The 16869-nt window shown below is 56.5% G+C and carries 12 protein-coding genes; 3 read left to right on the plus strand and 9 right to left on the minus strand.

Going from position 1 to position 16869, the window contains the following annotated elements; genetic code table 11:
• Positions 1–5 precede the first annotated feature (5 nt).
• The 3 genes from HHL09_RS05530 to HHL09_RS05540 all read left to right on the plus strand — a co-directional run bounded on the left by HHL09_RS05530 (position 6) and on the right by HHL09_RS05540 (position 2976).
• Positions 6–812, plus strand: coding sequence for a LamG domain-containing protein (locus HHL09_RS05530; RefSeq protein ID WP_169453536.1), 807 nt, complete (start codon positions 6–8; stop codon positions 810–812).
• Between the two features lie 38 nt (positions 813–850).
• Positions 851–2329 carry a LamG domain-containing protein gene (locus HHL09_RS05535; protein WP_169453538.1) on the plus strand — a complete coding sequence of 493 codons (1479 nt, stop codon included), beginning with the start codon at positions 851–853 and terminating at the stop codon, positions 2327–2329.
• 86 nt (positions 2330–2415) lie between these two features.
• Positions 2416–2976, plus strand: a complete 561-nt coding sequence (locus tag HHL09_RS05540) for a cupin domain-containing protein (protein ID WP_169453539.1) — start codon at positions 2416–2418, stop codon at positions 2974–2976.
• Between the two features lie 94 nt (positions 2977–3070).
• Here HHL09_RS05540 and HHL09_RS05545 read toward each other — a convergent pair whose 3' ends face one another.
• From HHL09_RS05545 to HHL09_RS05585, 9 genes are all read right to left on the minus strand, one after another.
• Positions 3071–4153, minus strand: a complete 1083-nt coding sequence (locus HHL09_RS05545; RefSeq protein ID WP_240963789.1) for a putative nucleotide-diphospho-sugar transferase — start codon at positions 4151–4153, stop codon at positions 3071–3073.
• Between the two features lie 356 nt (positions 4154–4509).
• Entirely contained in the window at positions 4510–6003 is a 1494-nt protein-coding gene (locus tag HHL09_RS05550; protein WP_169453543.1) for a DUF707 domain-containing protein, read from the minus strand.
• A 161-nt stretch (positions 6004–6164) separates the two neighbouring features.
• Positions 6165–7220, minus strand: coding sequence for an IS66 family transposase (tnpC, locus tag HHL09_RS05555; RefSeq protein WP_169453545.1), 1056 nt, complete (start codon positions 7218–7220; stop codon positions 6165–6167).
• A complete protein-coding gene (tnpB, locus tag HHL09_RS05560; protein ID WP_169453547.1) occupies positions 7217–7570 on the minus strand; it encodes an IS66 family insertion sequence element accessory protein TnpB in 354 nt (117 codons plus the stop codon). The genes tnpC and tnpB overlap by 4 nt, the downstream gene beginning before the upstream one ends.
• A complete protein-coding gene (gene tnpA, locus HHL09_RS05565; protein WP_169453549.1) occupies positions 7564–7968 on the minus strand; it encodes an IS66 family insertion sequence element accessory protein TnpA in 405 nt (134 codons plus the stop codon). Before tnpA ends, tnpB begins: the two co-directional genes overlap by 7 nt.
• Positions 7969–8354: 386 nt before the next feature.
• Positions 8355–8900 carry a hypothetical protein gene (locus HHL09_RS05570; protein WP_169453551.1) on the minus strand — a complete coding sequence of 182 codons (546 nt, stop codon included), beginning with the start codon at positions 8898–8900 and terminating at the stop codon, positions 8355–8357.
• A gap of 19 nt (positions 8901–8919) precedes the next feature.
• The gene (locus tag HHL09_RS05575) at positions 8920–15237 is read right to left on the minus strand and encodes an RHS repeat-associated core domain-containing protein (RefSeq protein ID WP_169453554.1); all 6318 of its coding nucleotides are present in this window, start codon (positions 15235–15237) and stop codon (positions 8920–8922) included.
• Complete coding sequence (locus tag HHL09_RS05580; protein ID WP_169453555.1) at positions 15234–15869, minus strand: hypothetical protein; 636 nt, start codon at positions 15867–15869, stop codon at positions 15234–15236. Before HHL09_RS05580 ends, HHL09_RS05575 begins: the two co-directional genes overlap by 4 nt.
• Positions 15870–15874: 5 nt before the next feature.
• Positions 15875–16768 (minus strand): hypothetical protein, encoded by an 894-nt coding sequence (locus HHL09_RS05585; protein WP_169453557.1) that lies wholly within the window; start codon positions 16766–16768, stop codon positions 15875–15877.
• Positions 16769–16869: the final 101 nt, after the last annotated feature.

Here is a 16869-nt window from a genome sequence, read left to right on the forward strand (position 1 = left end):
GACTCATGAAAAAGAGCTCTTCCATTCTCCTCGCGTCCCTTCTTGCCATGCCGCTCTCACAAGGAGCCATCGTCACCGGCTTGGTCGGTTACTGGGGCTTTGAAGATAGCACCACGAACGGCGGCAGCGGAGGCTCTGCCTTCGACGGCGTCCTGATGGGAAATGCAGCGACCACCGGCACGGTCAGGGCCGGCAGTGGCGCACTCCTGCTCGATGGCAGCGGCGACTATCTGGACATCACTTCCACCGTTGACGTGAATCAGCCGTGGACAGTCTCCGCATGGTTCAACTCGGATGTCGCCCCCACGGGACGCGGTATGGTCTTCGAGAGTTCCGGCAGTTTCGCCATGTCTTTCGGCATCCGTGAAGGCACCCCGGCGACAAACACAAACTTCCAAGCCTTCGCCGATGCTGCCACGGGCGGCGATCCTTCGGGCGACTTCCAGATCGGTGATGCCGCCACGATCGGAGCATGGCACCACATCCTGCTCGCCTTCACGCCCTCCACCTCCACCACCAGTGGCTCGATCACCGGCTATCTCGATGGAACACAATCCTACAACCTGACCGTTCCAACCGGAGTGAGCTTGGTCGCGGCGAATGGTTTTCACATCGGCACCTATCGAAGCGCAAACGATCGCTGGTTCGATGGATCCATTGATGAGGTCGGCATGTGGAACCGGACACTCAGCCCTGCGGAAGCAGCAAGTGTCTATCGAGCGGGCCAAGCCGGCCTCGCGATTCCCGAACCCTCGGTGGCGATGCTCGGCAGTCTCGGCCTCATACTGCTCTTCCGCCGTCGCGCCTCCTGAAGTCGGCTCCCTTCATCAGACATCAACCGATTCCTTCGATGATTTTTGACCGAACCATCATGATCGCCATGGGCGGGCTCCTCGCGCTTCCCGCGGCAAAAGCGGATCTTGCTGCCAATCTTTCCGCCTACTACGACTTCGAACAGACCGGTGCATCAGGCCTGGCGAACAAGGCACCCGGCGCAACAGGCCACGACGCGATCCGCGGCGGCACAGCCCAGCCCGATTGGGCCACCGGCGAGAATCCGACCGGCCCGGGATTCGCCGGCAAGGCCGAATACCTCGGCACCACTGGCACCAGCGACCGTTCGCTGATGATCGTAGGAAAGGCGCTGAATCTCGACGACGAACGTAACGAATACGTCGAGATCCCGCTTGGCACCGCCCAGCTCGGCACCTCCTTCTCGATCGCCACCTGGCACGCATTGACGCCGGGAAGTTCGAATACCAGCGGCCGCTACCATGTCTTCGAAGCCAGCAATGGCTTCGACATCTCATGGGGAACATCGTCCACATCGTTCACCACCCCGCAGAGCCAATACAGCTACCTGGCCTACGTCGGCGAAGGTGCCGGCTTCGGTCCCTCGCCACTGCCATCCACCGTGTGGAATCATGTCGTCCACTCTTTCTCCTCCGATGGCAGCACCACGACCCTCCGGCTTTATGTAAATGGAGAATTCGTCTCCAGCCGTACCGCAGCAACCTCGTCGATGGACTTTCCTTCGATCCTGCTCGGCCGTCATCGCACTACGGTCGCCCAAGACCGCGAGTGGGACGGGATGCTGGATGAGGTAGCAGTCTGGAATCGCGCCCTGACTGCCAATGATGCGAAGGAACTCTTCCTCCGTGGTGCGGAAGGCTTCGGTGTCCTCGGAAACCTCTCTGCAGCGAACAAGGGCTTCATCTCCGTGAGTCCATCCTCGGAAGCGGGCGGCACGGTGAGTGGCACCGAGCTCTACGACTTCGGCGAGGTGGCAAACATCGATGCAGCTCCAGCCCCCGGTTATCTCTTCGCCAGCTGGAGTGGCCCCTTTGCCGGGAAGCCGGCCTCCTTCACCCACAGCGTGACGGGATCCGTTGAATCCATCGCCAGCTTTATCGCGGACACAGCGGATGATGACCACGATGGCCTGACAAACTACCAGGAGCTGGCGATCTATTTCACCGTCCCGGACGACGCAGACACCGATGACGACGGAATCAATGACGGGGACGAGGTCCATGGCTCCCTGACCGATCCCCTGATCAGCCAACAGGCCGCGGTCCAATATGTCCTCGCGAATCTCTGCAACGGCGGCATCCAGCCCGGTGACCTCGTCTTGGCGCGAAACACCGTGAACAGCACCCTCAGCTTCCGGCTGAAGGTGTCCGGCTCGACCACCCTTGGTGCTTGGTCTCCGATTGTTCCCTCGGCTCCCGGACTCTCGGGATCTGCCACGGACGGCGAGTTCCACCTCAGTATCCCTGGGACCACCGACACCAAGCACCTCTTCCGGTTCGAAGCGGTCACTCCCTGAGAAAGCTCTCTATCGAGGCAATGCAGTCACCGGAGCGAACGGCTGTGGCTTGACCCGGTCCCTTCCTCCGGTGACTGTTTGGGCCGATGAACTTGGTCGAACTGGCATCACGGATCAAAGCCGCACGGATGTCGAAAGGCTACACGCTGGATCGCGTGGCGGAAATTTCCGGCTTGGGGAAAGGTCTTCTTTCGAAGGTCGAAAACTTCCGGGTCACCCCCTCGCTGCCAACCTTGGCCAAGCTCTGCGAAGCGCTCGGCATGAGCATGTCCGAGCTCTTCGAAGGACTCGACGACAAACCCAAGCTCAGCATCGTTCGCGCCAACGAGCGCAAGGAGATCGAACGTGATCGGGACCAGTCGGACATCAGCTATCACGCCTTGGCCCACGGACGCCCGGACCGGAACATGGATCCCTTCGTCCTTGATGTTCCCGCAGGCGGAGGACGCCGCGAGGCAATGCCCCACGAAGGCGAGGAGTTCCTGATCGTCCTTAGGGGGAGCGTATCCTTCGAATACAATGGCGAGACCCATCTGCTGAAAGAAGGCGATGCCGCCTATTTCGATGCAGAGGTCGACCACCGCGTCTTCAATCCCGGTGCAAAAGACGCGAGAATCCTCTGCGTTTTCCTCGGCCGCCCCATGTAAGGAAGCCGACTGCAACCGGGTCGGTGCAGAACCACCTCCCCGGAGCATGAAAGAGGAGTTTAGGCGACGGGCGTTCACCGCCTCCTGCAGAAGGTCAATTGCCTCTGTGGAATACGGCAAGTTCAGCATCTCCCCTCCCGACTGGAGGGACGACATAGTGAGGAGCACCCAAGTATCGATCGCAAACCTGTCGCTCCCACTGCCTGTTGTAATCGAACACAAAGACTCCCTTCTTTGCCAGCTTCGAAGCCCAGGCAACCGGGATCTCTCTCCCCGGGCAGTCTGAATTGAATCCTTTCGGCCCGCTGATGATCACATAATCAAATGACCTGTCTATTCCCGCCGGAACTTCAACCGTGCTCAGCCATTCGCCGACCTTGGATTTGAAATCGTACTGGTGGCTTTCATTGCCATCTCCACCTGCCGAACCGCCACCTTCCGTCACGAACACGCAATTCCCGTCAGCACAGTAGCTCCAGAAAGCCTCGTCGCCCGCAGGGCACACGACCAGGGTCGATGAACCCGGATCGTTATAAATCGTCTGGCCGATATGGAGATAGTGATTCTCCGCCCGGACGCCGTTGCTCAGGATCTTGCTTAGAGCGGCGTCCATCAGCCCGTCAAACTCGGGCCGCCACAGTCCAACCTCCTTTGCAATCCTCTCCTTGAAGATCAAATGATAAATCGCCTTATCATAAACTAGATCCTTGGACAGCACAGGGAAATTGAAACGCTTATCGAGCGCCTTGACTCGTATGTTGGTACTACATAACGCGCGAGCCAGGGCGAGCTGGTCCGCTCGCCGGTATTTGCACCACTCCAAGTGCCATCTCTCGAAGAAGGCCCGGGTTTTCTCCGTTTGGCGCCACACCATCACGCCACTGTTGAAAAACGGAAAGGTTTCGCCGCAAAGATTCAAGGTCTCGTCAACCTCCGCCGCCGACGTGAATCCCGGATACTTCAGGAAAACCCTGGCACCGCGGCCCAATTGAGGATCGGCGTCGAGACCCATCGCAAGGTCGGCATCCCCAAGCAATTCCTCCATGTCGATGGCCTCTCCAAAGACGGTGTCCGTATCGACAAAGAGCGTCAAATCGAACGGAGTATATTCAAACAAGCGTGTTTTGGCCTGACGGGACTCCTTGCCGCTCCAGCTTGGAATCCAAGTGTAGGGCACGGCCAAGGGCCGATCCGAAATAACGTGAAAATCTAGCCCTTGGTTCGTCGCCTCAAGACTACGCAAGCTGTTCCTCAGCATGTCTTGGTAAGGACCGGTGCAAAGGTAGGTAACGCCTGACGAACAACTCATAATATGATAAGATTTATATAAATCAACCCACCGAAAAACCCACACCCGATCGCAGGGCGACTGTGAACTGGAAAGGTAAATATTGGCAAGCGGAAACCATCACATCGGCCTGGCTTCCAGTTGCCTCCCCTCCCGACCTCAGGCTGAATGATGTCCCGCCCCCAACTCATCGGGCGTAGGACTTTGACCTGCGGATATTTGTCACTCCCATTCGAGATTTATTCTCATGAAGCAGCGATCGGCTCTTCCAGAAGATGCCCGAGATTCTGGTGGCTACACTCGAAAAGAGCTTGGGAATTCAGAAACTCCCTCATTTCGATAGTCGCTCCGGAGCCATATTGGCTGCAGGGGCGCGTGTGAACCACATGCATGCAGTCAACGATCCCCTTTCTACCCAGCAGGAGAGAGTCGAATCCCCAGCCCAGCCGGGCTGCGGGGGTCAGGTAGGAATAGAACTCCGCCCAACTTTCCCGGGTGAACACCGGCACCATGATCTCAACGAAATTGGTGAGTCGTCCCACGCGATTGAGGGACCCCAAGGCCGGGGGACACTGCTGCTGGCGCGTGATATCATGGCAGATCGGATGGGGCGAAACCAACGAGGGCTGCGCCATCGCCAGCCGGTTCGATTCCATGATCTTCACAAACCGCAAGACGTCGAAATTGGCGATCCCGATGTCGTCATCCCAGACGAAGACATAGTCGAACTCCTTGATGGTCTCGGGATCCAGGTGACGCCTCACCAGTTCCCATTTCTGGCCCTTGTCGTAGGCAACCGAGCATCCATCCGGATAGGCGATACCAGGTGATTGATACTCCACCAGGCGGATCTCCGCGGACACCTGCCGGAAGCGTGCGACGGTGTCGTGCAGAAGGCCAGGTGCCGCTGGGCCGATCGGGGAGAAGTAGAGGATCTTCGGGATGTCTTTGGTCGCGGGGCGGAATCGCTGCGGAGACGGAGGCATCACGGGAAAATGGACCGGATAATGAAGAAATCCCGTCGTGTGTCCGCGGACTGCCTCTGCATTGAAGGTCGTCTTGCTGTAATAGAGTCCCCTCCGCGAGTCCGGCGTGTGGCTGCCGTAGCTCCCCATGTCCTCGACAACAAGGCCCGCTTCGGCAACGGCGGTCGGGAAAACCGCCTCGCAGTGCCCTCGCCAGCCAGAGGCGATCGCGGCTCTCACCTCCTCCAAAGCCTTCCGGCTTATCCTGAAGATGGTAGAAAGAGCTGCAAATTGGGACTCCTCCGGGAGCATGTTTCCACCCGGCGGGGTCTTGAAGGATTCCCACCAGTACCAATTCGGCTCGCTCTGGCGACTGCGTACCCACGGGGCAATGAAATCGGCCTTCGAATCCCCAAAGCTCGCGAAGAATTCGGACCAATTCCCTAAAAAGGAGACGTTGTGGTGGACGTACCAAAGGTAGTCCCACTCGAGGTCCTCGGAGAGTTCCAGGAGAGCAAGGCAATGGGATCCTTGACCATGAAGCAATTCGCCGGGCACCCCGGACGGGATCGACCAGGTATCCAACAATTCCTTGTCCTCAAGCCGGGCAGCCTCACCCGGTTGATGAGTTAGAAGCAAAATCGAATGATCACCCAGCCGCTGCGCCACTTCCTGGACACGTCCTTCTTGGATGCTGCCGCAGACCAAAGTGCCGCCTTGACGCTGGTAAAACTCCTCGGAGGCATAGAAAGAAACTTGCTGGGACTGGGACATGATGAGGAAAACGAAGAAACCGCGGATCGGGCGGGAGGTGTATGAACTGAAGGTTCCGAAACGATGAGATGAGTTGCAAATTCACACTACGGAATCCAAGAAAAAAGCTTCTGCTCGGAAAATGATGCATCACTTCCGTTTGCGAGATCGAAGGCACCGACTTATCCCCTCAAGGAGATCGCTTGATTCTGTCCGGTTTGCAGCGCCTCGTGAAACTTGCGCCGGGCGTGCGCCCAGCACGCGGCCAGCGTGATTCCCGGGTTCCTCGCCGCATGGGTGCCGTAAGCGGAGTAGCCGTCGCACTGGAGGATGCCGCGGAAGCCGCAGAGCAGATCCTCCAAGCAAGCGCTGCCCCGGCTGGCGTGCCATTGGAAGAGCACATCCCCGCCGGGACGATGGAGGATCCACAGATAACCCAGGCCGGTCTTGCCGGCTCCGGGAGTCAGATACCGGATTGGAGTCTCGTCGGCCTGTAGGTAGCCGCCATGCAGCAGGCTGTCGTGGATGCGCTGGTAGAGCGGCTTGAGCCAGAAGACGGCAAGCTCCGCCCAGCGGCACATGGTGTTGCGGCCAATCTCCACACCGTGACGGGTGGCGAGGATCTTTTCTTGCCGGTAAAACGGGAGGTGGTCGCAGTATTTCGAGACGAGTACGTGGGCAATGAGCCCCGGTGCGGCGGTGAGGCCGTCTTGCAAGCGCGGCGATAGCTTGGCGGTCACGGGTGCCTCATCGCGGTCCGCTATCTTCACGAAGACAGGCCGCACGAGACGGCGGATGAAGACCTTGCCGGGCTGGTAGTCCAAGCTGTCGCTCCTCTCTTCGCCGATGCGCCGCCAAGCGTCGGGGCAGGCTTTTACCGGCCCGGGCAGGAGCACTTCCTCGACGACGGGCAGATGTTCGGGGATGCGTTCGCGCCGTGGCTTGCGCTCAGTCTTTGCGGCGCTTGATGCGTTGGCCTCCTCCGGTGCGCCGTCTGGTGGCAGGGAAGCCGGGGCTTTTCCCGGCGGCTCGCCAAGCAGCAGTTCGAGCTGTGCCGGGTCGAGCGTCTCGCTGCTCTTGCCGAAGAGCTTGCGCAACACGAGGTCGAGCTTCTGGCGCAGCAACTCGTTCTCGCGCTCAAGAAGCGCGATACGTTCGACAAGTTGCTGCTCCCGCTCCGGTGTAATTCGGATGACGCCATCTACGATGGATGCCGTAGCCGGGGCAAGCCGGATCACTCGCGCTCATACCACGGGCGCATCCGCGCGCCCTTCAGGTCGATTCCGTCCGTGAGCATGGCCAGCGCCTCGGGAGCAAGCTTGAGCTTTCCGTTGCTCCCGTCGGACGGCTTCGGCCAACAAAAGGTGCCCTTCTCGAGCCGCTTGGCGTAAATCCACGTTCCAGTTCCATCCCAGTAAAGCAGCTTGATAAGCGTGCGGGTGCGATTGGTGAAAGCGAAGACAGCGCCGCCTCGTGGATCGTCACCCAGTTGGGAGACGACCAGCGCATGGAGGCTGTCGAAGCTCTTGCGCATGTCGCAGGGCTCCAGAGCTAGGAAGATCCGCAGGCTGCCCGATAACGTCAGCATGACCGCAGGCTGGCAATGGATTGGATCAGCCCGGCGGCAAGCGGCACCTGGTCGGCGGACACGACCTCGAAGCTGACGCCTGAACGCAGAATCACCCGCAGCGGAGGAATGGTCTTCGGAATGGCTTTGCCCTCATCAATCACCACCTCGGCGAAGGCTGGATGCGGAACTGCTGGATCTCCGCTCCCTGGCGCCTGCTCCCGCCGTCGCTTCTGGATCCAAGTTGCGAAGGTGGAATACGACAAGCCGTGCTGCCGGCAGAATGCAATGGCAGATAGGCTGCTCTCATCGAAGGCTTTGAGGATCGCCGCACGTTGCTCCGCCGGGACGAGCAGGCGACCCCGACGGTCGGCACGGATCAGCTTGTCATCCGGGTTGCCAGAATTGGGAGAGGTCATAGATGGCAGATCTACGACCTCGACGAATCCGGAGGGAAGTGGTGCCCCATGGAGCGCTTACGGCACGAGCGCGGAAGCGACGACCGACGAGGACAGCGCTCGACGATCGCAACCGCAGGCGGCACCGCGTGCCCTGACCGACCCGCCCACGCCCGCATGACGATCGTTCAACGGGTCTCTCACCCGTGCGGGCCGCTGAACGGCCATCGCCGCACCCATCGGCCACCCGTTGCCCGCCGCGTGATCGCTGCGGCAGTTTCAAGCCTAACCACGTTAGGGGACAGGCTTCCACTCCAAAAAAGCGCGGTCGAACTGACCGCGCAACGACGAAGACAGTTGCTTCACGCGCCAGCCTAAGAGAGTGCATAAAGGAAAGACTCGCGAGATCACGACAGACTCAAATCATATGCCTCTGGAGATCGCACGTTAGCCGTTAAACGCCACCCATCGCGAAGAAGTTTGAGCGCTTCTTTTCCCACGTAGTAAGACTTCACTTTCTCAAATCGCTTGCGGACTTCTTTCTGAAAGATCGCGAACGCTCGAAGAGACCACTCTGATTCGGAGACTGTTCCGATTTGCCCAGCAATGAGGACATTGCTTTCAAATTGACCACCAGTCTTTATAGCGACGGTATCAAAATTTGTCTTCTGATCGACAAAATCCATCCGTCCGCCATTTCGTTGATCGACGCCTCTAACCTCAATATCAGCATCACCGCGCACACAGAGATATGTTTGATCGCCGTTGGCATTGCCTGAATCAGAAGAGCCTAGTTTTTCTAGTTCCCGATGACTGCCCATGCGGCAAGGAGGGCCGTTCTGAGCACCTCCCCGCACGTAGTAGATTGTCATTTGCTCTTCGACACTCGACAATAAATTGCGCCAGTCATCACCCGCCGCAAACAAGTTAATGGATTTCGCTTTTTGAGCCATTTCGACGGTTCGCGTATATTCAGGGTTTCTTGGGCTTTGGCACCAAGAGAAGGTGATCCCCTGGAGTTTGTGATCGAATACGAGCGGCGTTTGTCGCTTCTCTGGTTGTCGGTGTGACGCCATCGGCTCGAGTATCCACCGTGTTTACTCGGAGTGTTCTGCCGTCCTTGGTCGCCGTTATATCAGGGAACGAAGAGCCGTTACGTGCACCCCCTGGACCGGGCAAATACTCTTCGGGAAGGCGGCCACCGCCGCCTGTGACTTCCCACCCTCGTTTCTCCATTTCGGTCGCGACATCATCAATGTGAGCTCGTGTGGACGGATTGCCAAGACGCCCTCCCCCCTTTGCGGCATTATCTATATATTTGACTCCTTCTACTGCTTCATCTGCATATTTCAGCGCTTTGGCGCCTGTTGCTCCCCACCCTGCGACTGGGACCATTGCCGCGAAAGAAAGGGTCCCATCGACCTTGTTGCCTTCTATAAAGTAGATAATCCCGTTGATCCCATCCGCAACCTCCCCCGCTGCGGGCAAGAGGCCAATGCCATCCAAGAGTCCATGAACAACAGGGGATGCATCTTCCCAAGTAGCAGGGCTCCCACGCAACGTGGGATTGTAACGGATGCAATCGGTCATCTCAGTTCCATTGATCGTCACACGAGCTGGCTCCAAGCCGTTCGGATCGGCAAAAGCAATCGGATTGCCCGCTGCATATTGATACCAGTTGGTGCCTCCTTCGAACCCAATCGGGTCGGCATTGATAAAACGTCGGATCTGTGGATGATAGTAGCGAGCACGCATGTAACACAGGCCGTTGGAGTCGGTTTGAACCCCGGAAGACCCGTGATAGCGGAAGGGCGTGTCAAAGCTCCCCTGACGCCAAGTTTCGCGTCCATAGGGATCATATTCAATCCGATCCACCACTGTAGTTCCGTCGTCAGCCGTCATGGCCACTGTGCTGCCACGGGAATCGTAGTGGTAGGTGATGGTCTGATTGCTTTCCGAAATCTCATAGAGCAATCCCAAGCCATAGATGTACCAGGTCTTTGCTCCACCTGGAGCCTCCCGCACAAGAGCACGGGAAAGCGGCCCGTTTGGATCGATGGTCCATTTGGTTTCACTCGACCCCGAAACAACGGATGACCGATTGCCTGCCGGATCGTATGAATAGGTAAGGCCCCCAGCAGCGGCAAGGCGGTTTCTAGTATCGTAGCCGAAGGGAGAACTCGCTACTCCCCCCAACGGGCCAGTCGTCATGTTTCCGTCGCTGTCGTGAACGACTGCGGTTCCATTGAAGTTTGAAAGCCGGTCATCATCATCATAAACCGCATTGAAAGGTGATGCGGCGACCGCATGTCTACTGGGGAACAGAGTTTCGCGATCCCTGCGGCCACCTCCGTCATAGCGGTTATACGAGAAAAAGAGAGGTTGCCCGGAGGAAGATATTTCGCTTACCCCCGTTAGTTGCGAAACGGCGTCGTAGCTGTAACGCCGCTCGGTTTCGTTCGCCCGCTCCCCGCGAATGAGCCGTCCGGCAATATCGTAGAAATACCGTGTAACTCTACCATTCCAGTCGGTGACGGATTCCAGACGATTGAGAGAATTCCAGGTGTAGAAAACACTCCCCTTGCCGTCCGGATAGATCAGCTCCTTAAGATTACCGTTACCATCGTATCGATATCCTATCGTCTTAGTGCGAACATCGGTAAAGGAGCGCATTCGGTTGCGTTCATCGTAAGTATAGCTGACTTGCTTGGCACCCTCCTTGAGAGATTTGATGTTGCCTTGCCTGTCTCGGGCATGAATCAGGGTGGCGACCACGGTTGCCCCTTGCATATGCACTGTCTGCTTCACCAGACCGAGACCATCATAGGTGAATTCAGTCTTATCGCTGGAGGGCTCTCGAATATATTCGATTTGTCCGTTGACAGTCCATCCTTTAGTCCGCTCCTTCAGAAGCGGAGTTTTTAGGCTCTGCGGGCGGCCGTTTTCGTCGTAGGCAAAATCGAAAACCTTTCCTCGATTGTTGGTGTAAGTATCCTTAGTTCCATTCGCGTCAAAAAGCGTCGTGCTCTCGTGGGTAAGCGCGTTTCTAGTCTGATCGAGTTCGCCGCGCCAAGTGTAACGGAAGAACGTGCTCTTGTTCCGAAAATCAACGCTCTCCTCCAGTCTTCCATTTTCATCAAAGATGTCCACGGCGGTTCTGCCAAGAGCGTCGGTAGTCGAAGTGAGGCGACCTGCCAGATCGTAAGAGAAGGTCGTCTGTCGACCATAAGGATCTTTAGACCATTCGCGCCTGTCCGCGGAATCATATTTATGCCTGATGACCGCGGTTCCAGCATCCGTAGAAGGAAACTTCGTAGACAGTAACTTTCCGGTCTGGCTTATTTCGGTTTCAAGCCAGTTACCATTGCCATCCTTGCGTCGATAAGCATTCCCCGCATCGTCGTACTGGATCTCCGTGGTGTGGCTCGCGCCATCGACCGCGGCTAAAGTGACAATTTCGGCTTGCCGCCTTTCATTGTAGGTGATTGTTGTTTTATTACCGTTCCGGTCTGTGTGTTCCAGAAGATTGCCGCGCTCGTCGAAGAGAAATGTCTCAATGGGCACCACTGTCACGCCATCGACAACAATGGATGGATATTCAATCATTCGAGGATGACCAAAGCCATCGTAATTTAAATACCAAGTGATCTTGTTCGTACCATTCTTCACAGTGGCGAGCGAGCCGTCCGGGTAATAGGTGTTGGTCTGAACCAACTGGTTCTTGCGATCGGTAATGGTCTCGAGCTGATGCTTAGAAGTATAGGTGTAAATTATCTTTTTCCCTTTGTAGTCGGAGTCCTTCCAAAGTCGTTTCTGCGAGTCATACTCCCTCGTGGCACTATACAAGGAATTGGGATCGCTCGCGTTTCGCTTCGGAAGGAGCACCATCGTCAGATCGTGGTCGGCGTTGTAGGTATACCTCGTGGGCCGATAAGAAGACGGCGCGCTATTCCCGGGCTCTGCGAATTCAACTATCCTGTTCTGTCCGTCAAAATAGCTGTAACTCTCGTTTCCGAGCGCGTCGAAGACACTCTCGCAGCGCCCGTAACGATCATAGACGTAAGTGGTCTCGCCCCCCTGCGGGCTCCGCTCGATGTTCCTGTAGCCCGATATGAAAATCTTGAAGCTCTTTTCCGGGTCACCGTTAAGGTGCTGCTCGAAAACCCTTCCTTGCTCGTCATAGAAATTGGCAACGATCGTTCTCCCAAGTCCATCGACCAGCGAAGAGATACGATCCTGGTCGTAGCCATAATAGAAATTCTTGCCTTCAGGATCTGTCGCAGTAGTCAGATTGTTTCCCGTGTAAGAGAAGGCGACCTCGCGACTCAGGGTTCCTGCGGTTTCCGTAACCGAATTGATCCTGCCATCCACCCAATCGAGATCTAACAGCCTTCCATAGTGGTCGCTGACCTTGTCCAAAACCGTTCTTGGCGAACCGCTCACCGTGATGGTGCCGTAGGTGAAAGTGGCGGTTGCACCATGCTGGTCCACCGTCGAAGTGAGTTTGCCTTCGATATCGAAATTGTGGGTGTTTCCATGGCGTTCTGCTAGTAGCAGCGTTCCTCCTGGTCCGGATGAAAGAGACATTGTGATGCCCGCAGGGGGAACAAAGGTTCCATCCGGCATTCTGACGAATTCTAGGGTGGGCCCTCCTATATTGATAGAAATGCCGTTGTCCCGCATCTGGTCGACACCCCACCCAGCCGTCAACGCGGTGACAGCCCAATCCTTCGCATTCGCTTTATTGGCATAAACATCGAGAGCCACTGAGACCGCAACATACGTCGCTGCCATCTGCGCCAGCGCGGAATCTCCCATGGCCGCCCGTGCAGCGCTCCTGCGGGTGGCACGGACATGGAGATTGTGGGTCCAGCCGTTGCCCAATCCCGTGGAGCTGTCATCCGCTCGATTGGAGTTGTAGCTTCGATGGAATGACAGTCCTCGCGGCGAGGGGCCTCCCACCTGAAGATCGGTATTCTCAAACAGAAAGGCGCCGCTCGCAATGTCCACGGGATCGATGACCGCCCATCGGGGGATGGTCGTGTGATCGGAAGATGTTCCATTCAGGAACGCCTGCATGCTGTAATAACCAGGTTCCGAGCTACCGTACCGCGTGATCGAGTTCGATGAAACGCTGGCACTGTTGCTGTTGGAATAGCCTCCAGAATAGCTACCGTCAGCATAGCCACCGCTAATATAGTAGCCTGAATTCAGATTTGAATTGAGAGCATAGCCGTAGCCTCGCCATTTGTCAGTCGCAGGAGTGGCCATCATCCCGATATTACCCCTGCGGGGAACGAGCACCGTGGCTGCATTGTCAGTATTGACCGCACCAGTAATCTGTGAGGCGATTTTATCCAGCGCGGTGACAGGCCAGCCGTTACCGGCGTCGTCAAGAAGATTGCGCACGCTGGTCCAGTTGGATGAGTTCGCCAGATGGAGGGGCACGCTCTGCGCGTTGGCCAATTGAATCACGCGGACTGTGGAAAGTGCGTCCAGCGACGGCCCTTGCGTTTGCTCCAGAATCCCATGTTCCAGCGCGCTGCCGAAATAGTTGTTCACGTGGAACTTGAGCAGCTTTGTGGACTTGCGTGCCGAATAGGATAGGAAGGCGGAACTCTTCAACCCGACATCGATGTAGAAAGCCCCTTCCTGGCTGACCCGTCCGAAACTATGATTCGAAAGAGGGAGAACCAACGTGCGGGTACAAACGATGTTGTCCACCAATCTGGTCTGGGCCATCCAATTGAGACCCATTACGTTCAAGCTTTCCGTTTTCACCTGCCAATCCCCGTCGCCTAGGCCGGATTTGCGGTACTTGTCGAGCCGTTCTTGGCTTTTCCGCAAATGCTCCGCTGATGGGTCAAATCCATAGATGATGGCATAGGCGGCGTTTCCGTCGCGGACGTAGGTCTTTACCTCCTCATCGTCCATCCACCCCAGGTCCACGAAAGCGCCACTCTCGTCAATCTCCCCGCCGGGGTGGTTGACCGCGACTTTCATCTGGATTGTGGTCGGCGTGGCGGTGAAGGCGGCCAGACTTTCTTCGTCGATCCTGAAGTTCACGCTGTTCCCGCTGTATGATAGCGAGAGCTTCCGGCCACCCAAGGCATTCGTGGGAATCTCCACCTCATCGTAGAAGACCCCGAAAGTCTTCGTTGATCCGTTGTAAGCTTGCCCGAAGGTGAATTTGATCTTTGTCTCCCACAACGATGGGATTTCGTTCCACGAGGTCACTGGAATTGCAGTGCTCGCGGCGTCATAGTCACTTCCTGCCGACAAGTAATGGGCCGTAATCGGACCTCGGATTGGATACGGATATCCTCGGTTGATGAAATCGTCAGTGGATGATCCTTGATGGTTTGTTCGGAGCCACGTCCGGAACTGATTGGTGAAAGAGGACAGCTGATCGTTGAGTCCATTGGCCGTCGTCACACCGATTCCGCTGATCTGTCGTCCGGAATCGGTCAGAGAGCCTCCCAGATTGTTGAGAAACGTCGTCCGATTGTAACCGAATGTGGAGGGTGATGGAATTTCAAATGAGTAGCGCTCAAGGAATTTGAACGACGGATCGACCTCGCGAACGGTGCCTTGCGCGTCTTTGAACGTCACCCAGACATGTGGCACTTTGAAATCACCGCCGGACGGAGCCAGGTAAGGGTACCCGCGCAGGATAAGAAAATCGATCTTGTGGAGGGTAAAAAGCACCTCATCCGACAAAGGGTAGTCCGATGGCAATCCGAATTTCTGCCGGATCTCCGCATCCGTCGAATCCGGATAGGGAGCACCGTCATCGCTAAGAGGGGAAATAAGACCCAACCAATCTTCCAGCTCCTGTTCGGAAAAAATCCGCATTCCATATCGGAACTTCACGTCCTGATAACCTGCTTCCCGAAGGAGGGCCACCATTAGCGCGGCGGTGTCGAAACTGTTTCCACTCCCTTCGAGCAATGTCAATGTCGCCCCCTTCTTTGATCCCCAATATGCCTCATGACGAATACGGTCGCTGCAATATTGGAGGATGCTCCACGCATCCTTCTTGAGGCCTCTGGCGAGAGCTTGGATCTCTGGTGTGATTTCGGTTGCTTCGGAGGGAGCGAATGACATGACCCCGACACCTCCCCCCTCTAAAGGCGGCACGGGCTCCGGATAGTTACCTTGGAAGATCTTTCCGGCGATGGCGCTGCGCGTTGATTCATCGGCGGATTTCCAAGCTCCCGGTTCGGCCCGAACAGCCGAAGCGGCAAAGATTGCTGCCGAGAGAAAAGCAAAAAAATTCCGGAGTTTCATTGTCCTTCGATATTCCCTTCTGGATCAAGCTGGTAGGTTTTTGTGGAGACCACCGACGTCACACCGATCAGCCTGTTGGTATCGTCATAAGCATAATCAACCGTCGCTGAACCTGTGCTTCCACCGGTATTGGGTGTCCCCGGATCAAGGCCCAACGAGACCTCATCCGCGTTGGAAATGCCGTCGCCTTCCCAGTCCTGTGCTCCATCACCAACACTGCCGCCGTTTGTAGCAAACAGAAGTGGGCTCGTGCCGAGCGAAGTCACTTCGTCCATATTCGATACCCCGTCGTTGTCAAAATCCGCATTCATCGCTTGAGCGAGACTTTCGATAGAAGAGTCATCGTAGTAGGCTAGGCGTACGAAGAACTTACTGGCACCTTCGGTCTGGACGCCGTAGGGCTCCGGATCGACCCCGAATTCCATGAATGGAGCGAAGTGCCAAGTCACCAAATCAAGGCTCCATTGCACGAAGTAGATCCGGTTCTCCGAACCATCGAAATCGATATTCCAGGTTCCGCTTGAACCTGCGGTGAAGGAGAGCTGGCGTTGAGGTGGTAATGGGACCGGGTCGGCTAGCGCCAAGTCGCAAAGACAGATCCAACCCATGAGAATTGCGAGTTTATCCTTCATGTTCTTTACTTGGAGGGGATGGAAGGTTGGAGATGCGGCTCGCGCTTCCAGAAACGGATTGTCACGTCCCCAGGCTTCGGAGGATTGGCAGTCAAATACGCTCTCCTCTCCGCGCGAACCTGTTCCCGGGCGTGGTAGGCGGCTTCCATGCGGGCTCCCTCTTTCCGGTAGAGATCGTGAAGCTGTTCCAAGGTGGCCATGGCGGGACTATCGGCATCTCCTTTCACAACAACGAAAGCAGGTCCTCCATTTGCCAACTCTGCAATTTCCGGGATCTCCGCCGCTTCGTATCTCCCTCCGTGTTGTTCCACCCATGCCCGTGTCCGAGAAGTATCGACAGCGCCCACTCCCATCAAAAGACCGATGTCTTGAACCGTTCCGTCGGGATACCTGATCCGATACTCCCCTTGGCCGGTAAAATGCATGAAATCCAAGTTGGACCATGCTTCCACCGCTTGGTTCGGGCCACCGTTGGGATAAATCCGCAAAAGTGTTCGCCTTTTGTCATAAATCGTCGCCGACAAAAACACGAGCTCCGTACCGTGATAGGCTTCGCGCAGCTCATCAAGACGGGCGGTCACCGCCGGATCATCCGGTGGCAATGCCGGAAGCACGGGAGGAGGGGTGGGCAAGCCGGGATCCATGACGTTTTGGATAGTCACATTGATGGCTCCTTTGACCGGCGGAAGACCGGTCATTTCCGGCGACTCGTTGACCTCCACGCATTTTGTTCTTGAATCCAGCACGCTAAATTCGATGGGAAGCGGCTTTTCAGCCGCCGATGAAACTGGGACGTCGCTGAGGACAGGAATCTCCACCTCCCATTTCGGGATAGCTTCTTGGCCATTCAGAGGTAGGAAGGAAGCCAGCAGAACGAGTTGAGCAGGCAAGATTCTCATATGTTATAATTGATTTTTTGCAAAATTGGGGGCATCGATTCCTCGTTGTGTTAATCCTGTTAGCGGCCTGATCCACTACAGGCAAGAGAACTAACATAATT

The sequence above is a fragment of the Luteolibacter luteus genome, assembly GCF_012913485.1.
GTDB classification, from domain to species: domain Bacteria; phylum Verrucomicrobiota; class Verrucomicrobiia; order Verrucomicrobiales; family Akkermansiaceae; genus Haloferula; species Haloferula lutea.

What these genes read in the sequence shown, in the direction of transcription:
- HHL09_RS05530 (WP_169453536.1), top strand. Translation starts at nt 6, where the DNA reads ATGAAAAAGAGCTCTTCCATTCTCCTCGCGTCCCTTCTTGCCATGCCG.
- HHL09_RS05535 (WP_169453538.1), top strand. Translation starts at nt 851, where the DNA reads ATGATTTTTGACCGAACCATCATGATCGCCATGGGCGGGCTCCTCGCG.
- HHL09_RS05540 (WP_169453539.1), top strand. Translation starts at nt 2,416, where the DNA reads ATGAACTTGGTCGAACTGGCATCACGGATCAAAGCCGCACGGATGTCG.
- HHL09_RS05550 (WP_169453543.1), bottom strand. Translation starts at nt 6,003, where the DNA reads ATGTCCCAGTCCCAGCAAGTTTCTTTCTATGCCTCCGAGGAGTTTTAC.
- tnpB (WP_169453547.1), bottom strand. Translation starts at nt 7,570, where the DNA reads ATGCTGACGTTATCGGGCAGCCTGCGGATCTTCCTAGCTCTGGAGCCC.
- tnpA (WP_169453549.1), bottom strand. Translation starts at nt 7,968, where the DNA reads ATGACCTCTCCCAATTCTGGCAACCCGGATGACAAGCTGATCCGTGCC.
- HHL09_RS05570 (WP_169453551.1), bottom strand. Translation starts at nt 8,900, where the DNA reads ATGGCTCAAAAAGCGAAATCCATTAACTTGTTTGCGGCGGGTGATGAC.
- HHL09_RS05575 (WP_169453554.1), bottom strand. Translation starts at nt 15,237, where the DNA reads ATGAAACTCCGGAATTTTTTTGCTTTTCTCTCGGCAGCAATCTTTGCC.
- HHL09_RS05580 (WP_169453555.1), bottom strand. Translation starts at nt 15,869, where the DNA reads ATGAAGGATAAACTCGCAATTCTCATGGGTTGGATCTGTCTTTGCGAC.
- HHL09_RS05585 (WP_169453557.1), bottom strand. Translation starts at nt 16,768, where the DNA reads ATGAGAATCTTGCCTGCTCAACTCGTTCTGCTGGCTTCCTTCCTACCT.